The organism is Amycolatopsis sp. NPDC005232 (assembly GCF_040607795.1).
Taxonomy (GTDB): domain Bacteria; phylum Actinomycetota; class Actinomycetes; order Mycobacteriales; family Pseudonocardiaceae; genus Amycolatopsis.
In genome coordinates, this window is the sequence record NZ_JBEXHL010000001.1 from 497,169 (window position 1) to 512,460 (window position 15,292).

Annotated in this window: 11 protein-coding genes; 8 read left to right on the forward strand and 3 right to left on the reverse strand. The window is 72.1% G+C overall.

What is annotated here, in order from left to right:
- Positions 1-7: 7 nt before the first annotated feature.
- The 3 genes from ABZU76_RS02445 to ABZU76_RS02455 are packed head-to-tail and all read left to right on the forward strand — an operon-like array spanning position 8 to position 3,106.
- On the forward strand, positions 8-916 hold the full coding sequence (locus ABZU76_RS02445) for a sugar ABC transporter permease (protein WP_220244153.1): 909 nt from the start codon (positions 8-10) through the stop codon (positions 914-916).
- Positions 913-1,740, forward strand: coding sequence for a carbohydrate ABC transporter permease (locus ABZU76_RS02450; RefSeq protein ID WP_354864265.1), 828 nt, complete (start codon positions 913-915; stop codon positions 1,738-1,740). Before ABZU76_RS02445 ends, ABZU76_RS02450 begins: the two co-directional genes overlap by 4 nt.
- Positions 1,733-3,106, forward strand: a complete 1,374-nt coding sequence (locus ABZU76_RS02455; RefSeq protein ID WP_354864267.1) for a GH1 family beta-glucosidase — start codon at positions 1,733-1,735, stop codon at positions 3,104-3,106. The genes ABZU76_RS02450 and ABZU76_RS02455 overlap by 8 nt, the downstream gene beginning before the upstream one ends.
- Here ABZU76_RS02455 and ABZU76_RS02460 read toward each other — a convergent pair whose 3' ends face one another.
- Together ABZU76_RS02460 and ABZU76_RS02465 are read right to left on the reverse strand one after the other, a co-directional pair.
- Complete coding sequence (locus ABZU76_RS02460) at positions 3,107-6,814, reverse strand: BTAD domain-containing putative transcriptional regulator (RefSeq protein WP_354864269.1); 3,708 nt, start codon at positions 6,812-6,814, stop codon at positions 3,107-3,109.
- 139 nt (positions 6,815-6,953) lie between these two features.
- Positions 6,954-10,274, reverse strand: coding sequence for a BTAD domain-containing putative transcriptional regulator (locus ABZU76_RS02465; RefSeq protein WP_354864271.1), 3,321 nt, complete (start codon positions 10,272-10,274; stop codon positions 6,954-6,956).
- A 332-nt stretch (positions 10,275-10,606) separates the two neighbouring features.
- Between ABZU76_RS02465 and ABZU76_RS02470 the strand changes: the two genes are divergently transcribed.
- The 3 genes from ABZU76_RS02470 to ABZU76_RS02480 all read left to right on the forward strand — a co-directional run bounded on the left by ABZU76_RS02470 (position 10,607) and on the right by ABZU76_RS02480 (position 12,054).
- Positions 10,607-10,915 carry a WXG100 family type VII secretion target gene (locus tag ABZU76_RS02470; RefSeq protein ID WP_354864273.1) on the forward strand — a complete coding sequence of 103 codons (309 nt, stop codon included), beginning with the start codon at positions 10,607-10,609 and terminating at the stop codon, positions 10,913-10,915.
- Positions 10,912-11,205, forward strand: a complete 294-nt coding sequence (locus ABZU76_RS02475) for a hypothetical protein (RefSeq protein WP_354864275.1) — start codon at positions 10,912-10,914, stop codon at positions 11,203-11,205. The genes ABZU76_RS02470 and ABZU76_RS02475 overlap by 4 nt, the downstream gene beginning before the upstream one ends.
- Positions 11,206-11,418: 213 nt before the next feature.
- Positions 11,419-12,054, forward strand: coding sequence for a response regulator transcription factor (locus ABZU76_RS02480; RefSeq protein ID WP_354864277.1), 636 nt, complete (start codon positions 11,419-11,421; stop codon positions 12,052-12,054).
- A gap of 96 nt (positions 12,055-12,150) precedes the next feature.
- On the opposite strand, the gene ABZU76_RS02485 is transcribed toward ABZU76_RS02480, so the two are convergent.
- Positions 12,151-12,702, reverse strand: coding sequence for a helix-turn-helix domain-containing protein (locus ABZU76_RS02485; RefSeq protein ID WP_354864279.1), 552 nt, complete (start codon positions 12,700-12,702; stop codon positions 12,151-12,153).
- A gap of 89 nt (positions 12,703-12,791) precedes the next feature.
- Here ABZU76_RS02485 and ABZU76_RS02490 point away from each other — a divergent pair, with 89 nt between their 5' ends.
- Positions 12,792-13,802, forward strand: a complete 1,011-nt coding sequence (locus ABZU76_RS02490) for an aldehyde reductase (protein WP_354864281.1) — start codon at positions 12,792-12,794, stop codon at positions 13,800-13,802.
- Positions 13,803-13,822: 20 nt separating this feature from the next.
- A complete protein-coding gene (locus tag ABZU76_RS02495) occupies positions 13,823-15,145 on the forward strand; it encodes an amidase family protein (protein ID WP_354864283.1) in 1,323 nt (440 codons plus the stop codon).
- Positions 15,146-15,292: the final 147 nt, after the last annotated feature.

Here is a 15,292-nt window from a genome sequence, read left to right on the forward strand (position 1 = left end):
GCCCCGCATGCGCGGCCCCCTGTCGGCGCGTTGGGACCGCAAGGTCACGCCGTTCCTCTTCATCGCCCCGTTCTTCGCGGTGTTCGTGGTGTTCGGGGCGTTCCCGCTCGTATACACGGCCTGGGTCTCGCTGCACGACTGGGATCTGCTCGCCGGTGACCAGGGCGGGTTCGGGCTCGCGAACTACGCCGAGCTGTTCACCGACGGCCGGTTCTACAACGCGCTGTTCAACACCACGAGCATCTTCCTGCTCGCCGCGATCCCCGAGTTCTTCCTGGCGCTCGGGATCGCGGCGCTGCTGAACCGGCCGCTGCGCGCGGCCACGTGGTGGCGCACCGGCGTGCTGCTGCCCAACGTGGTGTCGGTCGTGGCCGTAGGGCTGGTGTTCGCACAGCTCTACAGCCGCGACTACGGCGTGGTCAACGAGGTGCTCGGCTGGTTCGGGATCGACCCGATCTCGTTCCAGGCGCGCAAGTGGTCCTCGCACCTGGCCATCGCGACGATGGTGATGTGGCGCTGGACCGGCTACAACTCGCTGATCTACCTGGCGGCGATGCAGGCCGTGCCGCAGGACCTGTACGAGGCGGCGGCGCTCGACGGTGCTTCGCGCTGGCGGTCGTTCTGGTCGGTGACGGTGCCCGGCATCCGGCCGACCATCGCGTTCACGGCCGTGGCCGGCACCGTGAACGGGCTGCAGCTGTTCGCCGAGCCGCAGCTGTTCGACGCGACGGGCTCCAGTGGCACGGGCGGTAACGACCGGCAGTTCCAGACGCTCACGATGTACCTGTACGAAAAGGGTTTCGGCAAGTTCGACGCGGGCTACGCGGCTGCGCTGTCGTGGGTGATGTTCGTGTTCTGCGTGCTGTTCGCGTTCTTCAACTACCGGCTGGTGCGCCGGTTCGTGAGCGCGCCGTGATGCCGAAGCGGCGCGCGGGCGCGTGGGTGTACGTGGTGCTGGTCGGTGTGGTCGGTGCTTCGCTGTTCCCGCTGTACTGGTCGTTCGTGATCTCCACCCGCGACAACTCCGCGATCGGGGAGACCTCACCGCTGCTGCTGCCGGGCGGTCACCTGTTCGAGAACATCCGGCGCGTGTTCGACACCGTCGACTTCTGGCTGGCGATCGGCAACTCGCTGATCGTGGCCGTGACGGTGATGGTGTCCAATGTGGTCCTCGCGAGCCTGGCCGGCTTCGCGTTCGCGCGGCTGAGGTTTCCTGGCCGCAACAGTCTTTTCCTGTTCGTGGTCGGCTCGGCGATGGTGCCGGCGCAGCTCGGAGTGATCCCGCTGTACCTCGTGGTCGGCGACTTCGGCTGGTACGGGAAGCTGGAGGCGGTGATCGTGCCGGCACTGGTGAGCGCGTTCAGCGTGTTCTGGATGCGCCAGGCGTGCGAGGGCGCGGTGGCCAGCGAGCTCGTCGATGCGGCCACTGTGGACGGTGCGTCGGTGGTGCGCACGTTCTGGCACGTGGCCCTGCCCGCGATCCGGCCGCAGGCCGCGGTCCTGGCGATGCTCACGTTCATGGCCACGTGGAACGACTACTTCTGGCCGCTGGTGGTGCTCGACCCCAACGAGACGCCGACCGTGCAGGTGGTGCTCTCGCAGCTGGCCAGCGGCTACTACACCGACTACGCGCTGATGCTCACGGGCGCGACTCTCGGCGTGCTGCCGGTGATCGCGCTGTTCCTGGTTCTGGGGCGCTACATCGTGCGGGGAATCCTGAAAGGTGCTGTCCATGGCTGAGCTCGAGTTCCCGTCCGGCTTCTGGTGGGGCGCGGCGACCGCGTCGTACCAGATCGAAGGCGGGGTGACCGAGGGCGGCCGCGGACCGTCCATCTGGGACACCTACAGCGCGACGCCGGGCAAGGTCCTGGGCGGCGACACCGGCGCGGTCGCGTGCGACCACTACCACCGGTACGGCACGGACGCCGCGTTGTTGTCCGAGCTGGGCCTGCCCGTTTACCGGTTCTCGGTGGCGTGGCCGCGCGTGATGCCCGACGGCCGCACCCGCAACGCCGAGGGCCTCGCGTTCTACGACCGGCTCGTCGACGAGCTGCTGAGCCGCGACATCCTGCCGGTGCTCACGCTGTACCACTGGGACCTCCCGCAGGCGATCGAGGACGCGGGTGGCTGGCCTTCACGGGACACGCCCTACCGGTTCGCCGACTACGCCGCCGTGGTCCACGACGCCCTCGGCGACCGCGTGCCCCAGTGGACGACCATCAACGAGCCGTTCTGCGCCGCGTTCCTCGGCTACGGCAGTGGCGTCCACGCGCCGGGCATCCAGGACTACGACACCGCGTTGGTCGCCGCGCACCACCTGCTGCTGGGCCACGGCCTGGCGATGCGGACGTTGACGGAACAGGCCCGTCCCGGGCAGGACTTCTCGCTCGCGTTGAACTTCGCGCCCGCGCTGGCCGACGGCGATACGGACGCCCACCGCGAAGCCGTGCGCAAGTTCGACGGCATCCACAACCGCTTCTTCCTCGACCCCGTCCTCGGCCGCGGCTACCCGGCCGACGTAATGGCTGACGTCGAACACCACGGCGGCCGGTTCGCGGCGTCCATTCAGGACGGTGACACCGACCTCATCGCCGCCGCCATCGACTGGCTCGGCGTGAACTACTACGCCCCCGCCCGCGTCGCACCGCTGGACGACCCGCTCGCCACGAGCAACTGCCCGCTGCCCGGCCTGCGCGGCATGGACGTCCTGCCCGCCCGCGGCCCGCTGACGTCGTTCGGCTGGGAGCAGACGCCGTCGTCGCTCACCGATCTGCTGGTGTGGCTGAACTCCCACACGGGCGGCCTGCCCCTGGTCGTCGCCGAAAACGGCGCCTCCTTCGAGGACACCGTCGTCGACGGCCGCGTCCACGACCCCGCCCGCCTCGCCTACCTCGACACCCACATCCGCGCCGTCCACGACGCCATGGCCCAGGGCGCCGACGTCCGCGGCTACCTGGCGTGGTCCCTGCTGGACAACTTCGAATGGGGCATGGGCTACACCCAGCGCTTCGGCGTCGTCCACGTCGACTTCGACACGCAGGTCCGCACGATCAAGGACTCGGGCCGCTTCCTGGGCGAGGTGGCGAAGCTCAACCGATTGCCTTGATCAGCCGATCCGCCGCGCCACAGCGTTCGCGACACCGGACCGCGAAGGCGACTCCAACTTGCCCAGCAACCGCGCCACATGCGCCTGCACCGTTCGTCGCGGCAAAGCCAGCTCGGTTGCGATGTCCGGGTTCGACCGGCCCTCCGCCACGAGCGTCGCGATCCGGACCTCCAGCGGCGACAGCGAATCCCACCCACGTCCCGGCCGGGCGGCGGCCGCGAGGCGTCCGCCGCGGCGGACGCCGAGTTCGCGCAGGCGCTTCTCCGCGCGCTGCAAGTCCCAGCGGGCCGACAGTGACGTGTACAGCTCCGCGGCCTCGTCCAGCGTCGCGTGGGCCGCGGGCAGGTCCTCGGTCCGGGCGAGCAGCACGGCCGCGTCCTCCAGCGCCGCGGCCAGTTCCGGGCGGCGGCCGACCGAGCGGAAGTGCTCCACGGTCCGCAGCACCGGCGCCGGATCGCCGTCGATCAGGCCGCGGCACCAGTCCATCGCCGCGTGGGCCCGGGCCGGCTCTCGTTCCTTGGCGGCCTCTTCCTCGCACACCGCCAGCCCACGCGACGCGAGCGCCTGGTCGCCCGCCTCCAGCGCCAGCCCGACGAACATCGGCAGCCACTGGTGCCGCAACATCATCTGGGCGTACGTCGGGTTGAGGATCGGCTCGAGGACGGCCAGCGCTTCCTTGATCTCCCCGCGCTGCCACGCGACCACCGAGTTGGCCACCAGCAGGAAGTCGAAACTCTCCCGCTCGGCACCGGTCGCCGGTGCGTACTCCTCCGCCGCGTCCAGGTGCGCCGCGGCTTGCCCGCGCTCGCCGCGCCGGGCGGCGATCAGCGACGCCACGCCGTGCAGCAGCAACGCCGCCGCGCCGGGCTCCCGCAGGCCGTAGAAGGTGATCGCCGGTCCGTCTTCCGTCACGGTGTCGAGCTCGACCAGCGCCTCGTCCCAGCGCCCTTCCCAGTACCGGTGCACCGCCACCGACACCTGCAAGCCGATCGGCATCGAATGCCGCTGTGCGATCTCGCCCGCCGCCTGCAGCGTGCGGTCCGCCTCGCCGAGCCGGTCGAGGTTCTGCAGCGTGAACACGCGGTTGTCCAGCAGGTCCAGGTGCAGGTCGGCCAGCTCGTGCTCGTCGCCGACGGCCTCGACGGCCTCGTCGATGTGCGCCAGCGCGCTTTCGTGTTGGCGGCGCACGGAATCCACCAGCCACAACGTCTGCAACGCGTGCGCCGACAGGTACGGGTCGCCGTCGGCCTCCGCACGGGCCTGGTGCGCGCTGGCCTCCGCGACGTCGAGGTCGTCGAGCCCACCGCGCCGGAAGTTCGCCAGCAGGTGCCGGCGCCGCACGTGCCAGATCTCGGGCAGCGCCGGATCGTCCTCGGCTTCTTCGAGCGTCTGCACGGCGAGCGCGACGGCCCCGCGCCGGAACCGCAGCGTGGCCAGCAGGTGCCGCATCTCGGCGACGTTCTCCGGATCCTGCGACAGCTCAAGCGCTTGCACAGCAAGGGTTTCCGGGTTTCGCTCCAGCCGGAAGAGCACCTTCGCCAACGCGGTGATCAGCGCCTCGCGCCGCGGGTCGGAGGCCGAGCACGCGGTGAGCGCCCGCTCCAGCAGCTCCACGGCGATCAGCGGCGCCCGGTTGGTCACGGCCGTCTGGTTCTCCGTGAGCCAGTCCAGCACCCACGGGTCCACAGTGGACGGCGCCGCCACGAGCTGCTCCGCCACCCGCTTCACGGGCGCGCCGATCCGCGCCAGCGCCTCCGCGGCCTGCCGGTGCAGGGCCGCCCGCGTACCCGACAAGAGCCGGTTGTACAACGCCTGGCGCAGCAACGGGTGCCGGAACGCGAGCTGCGTGCCCGTGTCGATGAGGACGTTGGCCGCCACCGCTTCTTCCAGCGGTCCCAGCAGGTCCGACGGCCGGATGCCGAGCACCGCAGCGATGTCGCCCACCGCGAACTCCATGCCCAGCAACGCACCCCAGCGCAGCACGTCCTGCGTCTCGGCCGGCAGGAAATCGAGCCGCCGATCGACGGCCGCCACGAGCGAGCGTGGCGTCTCGAACTCGGTGGGGTCGTCGACGTCGGCGTAGCCGCTGTCCACCTCCACCGCACCGGCGCGCACGAGGACGTCGACCATTTCCTTGACGTACAACGGGTTTCCCGCGGCACGAGCGGCAAGCTCGCGCAGGCCGGGGCCGGGATCCGCGCCGAGCAGCCCTTCGATCAGCCGCACGACGTCGTCGGACACCAGCGGTTCGAGGTCCAGCACCACGCCGTCGCGCGACTCGACGCCGCGACGCAGCTGGGCGAGCTCCGCGCGATCGGGCGCAGGCCGGGTCGCGGCCACGAGCAGCAACGGCAGCTGCCGCGTCGCCGCGCACAGCCGGTGCCACACGAGCACGCTCGACTCATCAGCCCACTGCAGGTCGTCGACCACGAGCACCAGTGGGGCGTCGGCGCACAGCTCGTCCACCAGGGACAACAGCCGGTCGACCGCTCCGAGCACCGGGTCGCTCGAACCCCACGCGCGTTGCGTCGACCCCTCGCCCATCAGCTCCTTGGCCACGCGCGCACGGCGCGGATCCGGTGAGGCGGCGTCGATCGCGAGGCACTCCAGCATCACCTGCAGCGGGAACCGGGTGCTCAGCTCGTCCGCCGCGACCCACGCGAGCTGCAGCCCGCCGCCGGTGGCGTGGCTGAACACGCGGGTGAGCAGCTCCGACTTCCCGATGCCCGGCTCGCCCTCGATCCACACGGCCCGGCCCCGCCCGTCGCGGACCTCGGCCAGCAGTTCGCTCAGCTGCGCCGACTCGGCTTCGCGGCCGAACAACGGGCTGTCGTCCCCGTCGTCGAGCGCCCGGCTGACACGCGGTGGCAGCACGGAAATCGGCTCGGGCCCGGCCGCGGGCTCCGGTGCCTTCGCCTTGGGCAGGTCCAGCGCGGGATCCTGCTCCAGCACGCGCTGGTGCAGCTCCCGCAGCCGCGGTCCGGGCTCCACGCCCAGCTCCGCGCGCAGGGTGGCGCGGGCGTCGCGGAAGACGTCGAGCGCGTCGGAGTGCCGGCCGCTGCGGTAGAGCGCGAGCATCAGCGGCTCGCGCACCGCCTCCCGCAGCGGGTGCTCGCCGACGAGCACTGTCAGCTCCGCGATCAGATCTTGGTGGCCGCCGAGCTCCAGCACGGCAGCGGCGCGGCGCTCCAGCGTGTCGAGCCGCAGCTCGGCCAGGTGCTCGCGGTGGCGCTCGGCGAACTCGCCGGGCACGCCGGACAGCGCTTCGCCGTGCCAGAGGGCGAGCGCGGCGTCGTACTCCGCGGCGGCCTTGTCGTGATCACCGGCGGCGGCGTGCTGTTGCGCCTGCTCGCGGTGACGTTCGAACACGGCCGCGTCGAGGCCCCCGGGCTCCAGCGCGAGTGAATAGCCTCCGGCGTCGGACACGAGAACGCCCGAGGCCGCCCACTTCGTACGCTCGGGGTCGAGCGCGCGCCGCAGCCCCGAGATGTAGGTGTGCACGCTGCCCTCGACGCTGGCGGGCGGCGAGTCGCCCCACACCCCCGCGATGAGCTCCGCGCGCGGCACGGAGCGGCCGGCGTTGACCGCGAGCATCGCGAAGATGGCACGCTGGCGCGCTGGCCCGAGCTTGATCTCGGCCGGACCCCGCCAGGCCCGCAACGGGCCGAGCACGTCCACCCGCAACCCGCTGTGCGCATCCCCTGGCATGCCGTTCCATTCGACGTACCGGTCTGACTCGACGAGCTTACCGGGAGCCGGTGATCACCCGGCATCGTACGAGTGGCCAGTTCCATCCGGGCCCCATGGCCAGTCCCGCTCAGCGGGGCGCCGTGGTGGCAAAGCGGGATCATTCCCCCGCCGCGCGGCTGCGCACGGGGTTCGCGCGGCGGATCCCGTGCGGGTGCATCCGGGTTTCGGCCCGGCGCACGTCCCAAGCTGCGCCGAGCGCGGTGTAGCTGGTGAGCGCCGCACGGAACGCCGAGCGGGCCTCGTCGAGGCGGCCGTGTTCCGCCAGCAGGATCGCGGCGTCCTCGGTGGCGCGCGCGTGTTTCAGCACGCGGCCGGCGGCCTCGTAGTGCGCGGCCGCGCCGAGGATCGCGTCGGGATCACCCGCGACCAGGCCGCGGCAGTGCGCCGCGGCGGCGGTGTGCGCGGGTGGGACGTCGGAGCCGTCGGTGTCGCCGACCAGCCGCAACGCCTGGTACGCGTAGTGCGTCTCGCCCAGCTGCATCGCCAGGCGCACCAGGTCCGGCAGCCACTGCTGGCGCGCCGAAGGCGGATAACCCTGGTCCAGCAACGGGGTCAGCGCGGCGAGCGCCGCCTCCGGATTGCCCTCCAATTCGGACAGCTGCGCCTCGGCGGCCAGCAGGTAGTCGCCGCCGTTGGGCTCGAGGCCCTGCGGCCAGTGCTGGTGCGAGGCGGCGTCGAGGTGCGCGCTCGCTTCTTCGGGCTCGTCGCGGTGGCTCGCGATCAACGCGCCGACGCCGTGCACGAGCAGCGCGGAACCGGGGCTGCGCAACACGTACGACGCCGTCTCGGCACCGCCCTTGATCACCGTGTCGAGCTCGGCCAGCGCCTCTGGCCAGCGGCCGCGCCAGTAGTAGTGCACGGCGCCCGCGAGGTGCATCTCGCCGGGCACGGCGCGGGTCGCGGCCAGCCGGCGCGCGGTGCTCAGCGGTTCGGCGGCGTCGTCGAGGCCGTCGAGCACACCGAGTTCCGACAAGTCCGGTTCGGACGTTTCGTCCACGGCCAGGCGTTCGAGCGTCGCGCGCAACGTCTCGTGCCGGCCGCGCCACATCTCGGGCACGTTCGGGTCGGAGAGCGTACGACGGACCTCTTCGGACGCTTCGGCGAACTCGCCGCGGCGGTAGTAGATGTAGGCGAGGATCCAGCGCATCTCCGCGGCCTGCCTGCTGTCCTCGGTCCGCGCGACGACCGAGCGCGCCTCGGCTTCCGGCTCGCGGCCGAGCCAGAACAGCAGCCGCGCGAGCGTGGCCGTGAGCGGTTCGCGCGCGTCTGCGGGCAGCGAGGCCTGGGTGACCACGTGCTTGAGCAGGTCGACGGCCATGCGCGGCGCCTCGGTGGCGACGGTGCCGATGTGCTCGGTGAGCCAGCGCGTGACCCACGGGTCGACCTGCACCGGCGCGGCGGCCAGCTGCTCGGCCACGCGCTCGGGCGACGCGCCCGCGCCCTGGAAGGCCTCGGCGAGCTGGCGGTGCAACGCGACGCGCATCGCGGCCGGCGTCTTTTCGTACAGCACGCGGCGCAGCAGCGGGTGGCGGAAGGCGAGCAGCTCGTCGGACTCGGTGAGCACGCCGGCCGCGAGCGCCTCCTCGACGGCGCCGACGAGCGCGGTCGCCTGCCGCTCCGTGGCGATCGCGATGTCCGACAGCGAGAACTCCTTGCCCAGCAAGGCCGCCCAGCGCAGGACATCGCGCGTGCCGCTGGAGAGGAAGCTCAGGTACAGCGTGATGCGCGAACCCAGCGGCGCGGGGATCGTCCGGCAGCTGTTGCCGTCGACGATCGCCTGCGCGCCGTCGAGCAGGATCATCGCGTTGGAGAGCAGTGTCTCCACGATTTCCTTGGCGTAGCGCGGGTTTCCCGACGCGAACGAGATCAGCGTGCGCAGCACCTGGCCCGGCGGGGCGCCGGCGAGATCACCCGCGAGGTCGCGGATCGCGCTTTCGGGCAGCGGCCCGAGCGTGAGCAGCTCCGTGCCGTCGGCTGCCAGCTCCGCGCGCAGGCCGTCCAGCTCGGCGGGACGGGGGACCGGGCGGCACGCGCCGATGAGCAGCAGCGGCAGCCGCCGCGTCTCGCGGCTCAGGTAGCGCCACAGGCGCAACGTCGTGTCGTCGGCCCACTGCAGGTCGTCGACCACGAGCGCGAGCGGTTCGTCCGCGCACAGCTCGCGCACGAGCCCCAGGATGCCCTCCACCGGGTCGGCGCCGGGGTTCTCGGCGAGCGCGACGGCGAGCTCCGAGCGTCGCAGATCCGACGCGCGCGGGTGCACACCCAGTGCGTCGAGCAGCGGCCGCAGGGCGAAGCGCTGGTCGAGCGCGTCGGCGGAGGCGAACAGCGGTTTGACGCCCGCGTCCTGGGCCATGGACAGCGTTTCGGCGAGCAGCGCCGTCTTGCCGATGCCGGGTTCGCCCTCGACCCACATCGAACGGCCGAGGCCGCCGGCGAGACCGGCGACGGCTTCGCGCAGCAGCAAAGTCTCGCTCGCGCGGTCGAAGAAGACCTCCGCGCGCGGCGGCAGCACCGGCAACGGGAAGCGCGGCACGCGGGCGGGCGCCGGCGCCGGCCGGGGCGCCGGAGCCGGGGTCTCCACCACGGAACCGCCGCCCAGCAGGCGTTCGTACAGCTCGCGCAGCGCCGGGCCCGGCTCGGTGCCGAAGCCCTCGATCAGCTTGTCCTGCAAGTCCGTGTACACGGCCAGCGCTTCGGCGCGACGGTCGCCGAGCGCGAGCGCTCGCATGAGCAGCCCGTGCAGCGGTTCGCGGAACGGGTGTTCACGCGCCGACTCGAGCAGCTCGTCGACGAGCTCCAGGTGCCCGCCGTTGTCGAGCACGACCTCCGCGCGACGCTCGATCGTCGCGAGGCGCAGCTCCTCCAGCCGGGTGCGCTGCGACGCCGCGAACGGGCCGGGCAGGTTCTGCAGCGGCTCGCCGCGCCACAGCGCGAGCGCTTCGTCGAGCTTCGCCAGCGCCGGGCCGCGTTCGCCGGCCGACAGGTGGCGCTGAGCCTTGTCGCGCAGGGCCTCGAAGTGGTGCACGTCGACGGTTCCGGGCGCCACACACAGCGAGTAACCCGACCCGATGGACGCGAGCAACTGTGGCCCGGTGCCCTTCACACGGCCGGGCTCGAGCGCGCGGCGCAGGCCGGAGATGTAGGTGTAGATGCTGCCCTGCGCGCTGGCCGGGGGCGCGTCGCCCCACACGGCGTCGATCAGCTCTTCGCGGGAAACGGTGCGGTTGGGCGACATCGCCAGCACCGCGAGAACCGTGCGGCGGTGGGCGGAGCCGAGATCGAGTTCAGTGCCGTTCGGTTCGGCGCTGTTCGGTTCGGTGCTGTCGAGTTCTGTGCCGCCGCGCCAGGCGCGGACCGGGCCGAGCAGCCGGATCTTCGGCGCGGTGATACCGCCTGCCGCGCCGTCCGCTGCCGACATCGGTCTCCCTTCACGCGTTGACGGATCGTCACACGCCGGATGCCACTCGTGATCTTACGCCCGAACGGGTGGTGGAGCGGGCCGGGGCCGGGTCTCACCGGCCGCCCTGACCGTCAGTCTCGGGGCGGGGTGTAACGACCACTGGGCGTGACGGCGAACACGGGGGAAACTCCGCTGCCGAGACCCCGGTGGAACGGCAGGCAAGGATATCCGAAAATCGGGCATACCACCTGGTCCCCGGTTTCGCCACCCCCCGTCGGTGGGTCACGCTCGCATGAGCTGCCCGCGCGGCACGGGCGCGGGTACTGGGGACGTGTGGTGAGGAGAGCGTCGTGAAATCGATTCCTCCGACGGTGGTGCCGGACGGTATGCGAGGTGCGGCGGGTGAGTTCGCCCGCGCCATAGACTCGGCCAACGGCCATTTGAGGCGGGTCAACAGCGAGATGGCGGCGCTGCAGGCGTCGTGGCGGGGCGACGCTTCGGTGCGCTTCGGCCAGGCGATGAACGACTGGGAACAGCAGTACGACCTCATCCTGGGCCGGCTCGCCGACCTGCTCGCGGTCACCGGCGGCGCGGCGGACGCGCGCCCGGCCGCCGACGAGCGGGCGACGCCGTGGACGGGTGGCCTGAGCGGGATATGAGTCCAGGGCGTTTCGACTTCACCGACGCCGACGAGATCCTCGACCGGATGGGCAGGACGACCGGCGGGATCCGGGCCGTGCTGGCGGAGCTGGAGTCCACTGTGGAACGGGATATGGCGAGCTGGACGCCGGAGGCGCAGGCGCGCTACTGGGCGGCCAAGCAGGCCTGGACCGAGGCAGTCGGCCGCATGCCCGACTGCGTCGAGCGGGCGCGGGAGGCGTTCCGGGAGATCGCCGGCAACTCCGGCGCGGCGGGGCCGGGCGCGTGCGGGGTGTGCGCGGAGGTGTGAAGGCCGGCGTGAAGGTCGGCGTGAAGCCCGGGCCGACGGGCGGCTCAACCCTGCCGTCAAGACCCTCGTGAAGCTGCTCATAGAGGGCGTTGAACTGCGGTTATAGGGAGATTCTTCACGATCGCGGCGGGCGTGAAGAATCTTGGTAAGAAAACGTGAAGTCGTCCGCGCGAGACTTATCACCGTCAACCTGGAGTGGTGGTAGGAGATCTCGTGAAGCTCGTCAAAGTCGCTGTTCTCGCCTCGGACCCGATCACCAAGGCCGGCGCCGCGAGTCTGCTGGGTACCCGCGCCGAGCTGCAGGTCCTCCCCGAGGACTCGGCCGCGCAGGCCGACGTGGTCCTCGTGATGGAGGAGCACGTGACCGATCGCGTGCTGTCGCGGGTCAAGGAGCTGGGCCGCGAGTCCGAGCAGCTGGCCGGACCGGACCTCGTCATCGTCGCCGACCACTTCCGGGAGAGCGACCTGATGACCGCCATCGAGTGCGGCGTCGTCGCGATCCTGCCGCGCCGCGAGACCGGTGGCGCTGAACTGGTGTCCGCCGTGCTCGCCGCCGGCGACGGCACCGCCAGCCTGCCGCCGCGCCTGCAGGGCGCGCTGCTCGGCCAGGTCCAGCGCATGCGCCGCGACGTGCTCGAGCCCAACGGCCTCACCCTGTCCGGCCTCGCCGCCCGCGAGTGCGACGTGCTGCGGCTCGTCGCCGAGGGCTACGGCACGGAGGAGATCGCGACGAAGCTCTGCTACTCGGAGCGGACCGTGAAGAACGTCCTCTACGGCCTGATGACCCGCTGCGGCCTCAACAACCGCGCCCACGCGGTGGCCTACGCCCTGCGGGCCGGCGCCATCTGAGCCACTCTCGCCGGGCGGCGACCAGCGCGGTGTCGCCGCCCTTGTTTCGGGCCTTCTCCCTTTATCAGGGGGGAGGCCCTTTTGCGTGGTGGTGGTTCAGACGTCCAGGACGCGGAGGCAGAGGCGGCGCAGGGTGGCGCGCAGGTCGTCGTCGGAGAGGTGGTCCAGTCCTCGCAGCGCGGGGCCGAGCTCGGTGGTCGTCCAGTAGGCGGCGGTCTGGTCGGGCGTCGGGTGGTCGCCGAAGAGCAGGCGAAGGCCGCGCCGGGCCTGGTCGTCGAGCGCCTGACCGATGCTCTCGTGCCGCCGCGCGCCCGGGTCGGTGCGGTTGAGCGGCGAGACGGACCGGTGGGCCACGACCTGCTCCACGAAACCCTCGACGAGCAGCTCGCGCCGCTGCTGTCCGGTTTGGACCTTCGCGGCCGCTTCGAGGAGTTCGTCGAAGGCCGTGATGCTGCTTTGCAGGAGAGCCGCGAGGATGTCGGCCTTCGAGCGGAAGTAGTAGTAGACGTTGGCTTTCGTGACGCCCATCGTGTCGGCGATCAGCTGCAGCGACGTGGCGTCGAACCCGTGCTCGGCGAACAGCTCCCGCGCCGTGGCGAGCACGGCCCGCCTGGTCTTCTCGGCTTGCTCGGCCCGGGAGGGTGACACCCGGCGATGCTAACCCACGGCATTCGGTGCGGGGATGGGCTACAGTGATTTCATTAGCCGTACGGCTAATGAACTTCGAGGAGAGACTCATGCGCGTACTGGTGACCGGCGGGACCGGCTACGTCGCCGGCTGGTGCCTCGCCGAGCTGCTGCGGCGTGGCTACGACGTGCGGACGACGGTGCGTTCTGCCGCCAAGGAAGCCGCGGTGCGCCGCGCGGTCGGCAGCGAGATCGACCCCGGTGACCGGCTGGAGGTCGTGGTCGCCGACCTGACGTCCGACGCCGGCTGGGCCGAGGCGGTGGCCGGCTGCACGTACGTGCTGCACGTCGCTTCGCCGCTGGGCGGCGACGGTTCGCACGACCCCGACGCGTTCATCGGCCCCGCGCGCGACGGTGCGCTGCGAGTGCTGAAGGCCGCGACCGAGGCCGGGGTGTCGCGAGTCGTGATGACGTCCTCGCTGGCCGCCGCCGCGCCGCCGATCGGCACGCGCACCGCCGAGGTGTTCGACGAGACCCGGTGGACCGACCCCGACGACCGCCGCCTCAACCCGTACCGCCGCTCCAAGGCCGTGGCCGAGCGCGCGGCGTGGGACTTCATCGAGTCCGCCGGCGGTGGCACTTCGCTGGCGACGGTGCTGCCGGGCGCGATCCTCGGCCCGGTGCTGGAAGGCCAGGCGCTCGGCTCCGTGCAGCTGATCGGCGCCCTGCTCGACGGTCGCCTCCCCGGCGTCCCGCGGCTCGGCTACAGCGTCACCGACGTCCGTGACCTCGCCGATCTCCACCTTCGAGCCATGCTCGCTCCCGAGGCCGCAGGCGAGCGGTTCGTCGCCGTCGGCGAGTTCCTGTGGCTGCGCGAGGCGGCGCGCGAGATCCGCGCGAAGCTCGGCCCCGACGGCGCCAAGGTGCCCACGCGCGGTCTGCCCGACTTCGTGCTGCGCGGCTTCGCACTCGTCAACGCCGGCGTGCGCGAGGTGGCGCCGGACCTCGGCCGGAAGAACGTGTACACCTCGGCCAAGGCGCAGAAGCTGCTCGGCTGGCAGCCCCGGCCCGCGGCCGCGACCGTCGTCGACTGCGCGCGGAGCCTTGTCGCTGTCCACTGAGGACGGTTAGGGTGCGAATCATGGTGCAGACTGCGGTGGAGATCGCGCGCGCGGTGCGCGCCGGTGAGCTGGATCCCGTCCAGGTGACCAAGGAAGCCCTCGCCCGCATCGCGGCGGCCGACGGCGTGGTCGGCGCGTTCCGGCGCGTGCGTGCGGCGGAGGCCCTCGCGGAGGCGGCGGAGGTCGCCGCCCGCCCGGACCTGCGTGAGTTGCCGTTGGCGGGGGTTCCGGTGGCGGTGAAGGACGTCACGGAGGTCGCCGGCGAATACGCCGGCTGGGGCTCGGTCGCCGGCCCGCAGACGCCGTTTTCTTCCGATGGGGTGATCGCCGCCCGCCTGCGCGCGGCAGGCGCCGTGATCGTCGGCCTCACCCGCGTGCCCGAGCTCTGCCTGTACCCGATGAGCGACGACCCCACCGGCGTCTCCCGCAACCCGTGGGAACCCGCGTACACGGCCGGCGGCTCCTCGGGCGGCAGCGCGGCCGCCGTCGCCGCCGGCCTCGTCCCCATCGCCCACGGCACCGACGGCCTCGGCTCCGTGCGCCTGCCCGCCGCCATGTGCGGCCTCGTCGGCCTCAAGCCCGGCCGCGGCGTCGTCCGGGAGCCCACCGAGGGCTGGTACGGCATGTCCACTCACGGCCCGCTGGCCACCACCACCGCCGACGCGGCCCTGCTGATGTCCGTGCTGGGCGAGCAACCTTCGCTGGCGGAAGTTCCGGTGCCCGGCCCGCAACGCATCGCCTTCTCCACCCAGGTCCCCGTCACACGCGCCCCGCTCCCGCGCCCGCTCGGCCAGGCCGTCACCCAAGCCTCGACGTTGCTGACCGGTTTTGGTCATTCGCTGACGGAAGCCACCCCGGCCTACGGCTTCGACACCATGCTCGCCCTCGTCGCCCGCTGGTTCGCCGGCCCCGCCTCCCAAGCCGACGCGGAGTTCACCTTCCGCCACCTCCAGCCCCGCACCCGCACCCACGTCCGCCTGGGCCACCTCACCCGAGCCCTCGTGCGCGACCGCTCCCGCACGACGTGGATCTCCCGCGCCGAGGCGTTCTTCGCGTCCCACGACGTCCTCATCACGCCGACGCTCGCCACGCTGCCCCCGAAAGCCCAGCGATGGCACCGCCGCTCCTGGCTCGCGAACGCCCTGCCGGCCGTCCGCGTCGCCGACTTCACGGGCTTCTGGAACCTCGCGGGCTTCCCCGCCCTCTCCGTCCCCGTCGGCCACCACCCGACCCTCGACCTCGCCACCTCGGTCCAGCTCATCGCCCCACCCGGCGGCGAATCGCTGCTGCTGGGCCTCGCGGCTCAACTCGAGGCGGCCAACCCTTGGCCCCGCAGCCGCTGACCCCGCCCCTCCGGTTACGTGACCCCGCAGGTGACGTGGCTCGGTGGTGACGTGGTCTCGCCGGTGACGTGGCTCGGTGGTGACATGCCCCCGCCCTCCCTGGGGGGCGTCCCACGTCCAGTCTATCGGCCACCCCCGACAAAACCC

Bases quoted from the DNA above. Each gene is read 5' to 3' on its own strand.
- ABZU76_RS02445 (WP_220244153.1), top strand. From the start codon at position 8: ATGCGCGGCCCCCTGTCGGCGCGTTGGGACCGCAAGGTCACGCCGTTC.
- ABZU76_RS02455 (WP_354864267.1), top strand. From the start codon at position 1,733: ATGGCTGAGCTCGAGTTCCCGTCCGGCTTCTGGTGGGGCGCGGCGACC.
- ABZU76_RS02460 (WP_354864269.1), bottom strand. From the start codon at position 6,814: ATGCCAGGGGATGCGCACAGCGGGTTGCGGGTGGACGTGCTCGGCCCG.
- ABZU76_RS02475 (WP_354864275.1), top strand. From the start codon at position 10,912: ATGAGTCCAGGGCGTTTCGACTTCACCGACGCCGACGAGATCCTCGAC.
- ABZU76_RS02495 (WP_354864283.1), top strand. From the start codon at position 13,823: ATGGTGCAGACTGCGGTGGAGATCGCGCGCGCGGTGCGCGCCGGTGAG.
- ABZU76_RS02465 (WP_354864271.1), bottom strand. From the start codon at position 10,274: ATGTCGGCAGCGGACGGCGCGGCAGGCGGTATCACCGCGCCGAAGATC.
- ABZU76_RS02490 (WP_354864281.1), top strand. From the start codon at position 12,792: ATGCGCGTACTGGTGACCGGCGGGACCGGCTACGTCGCCGGCTGGTGC.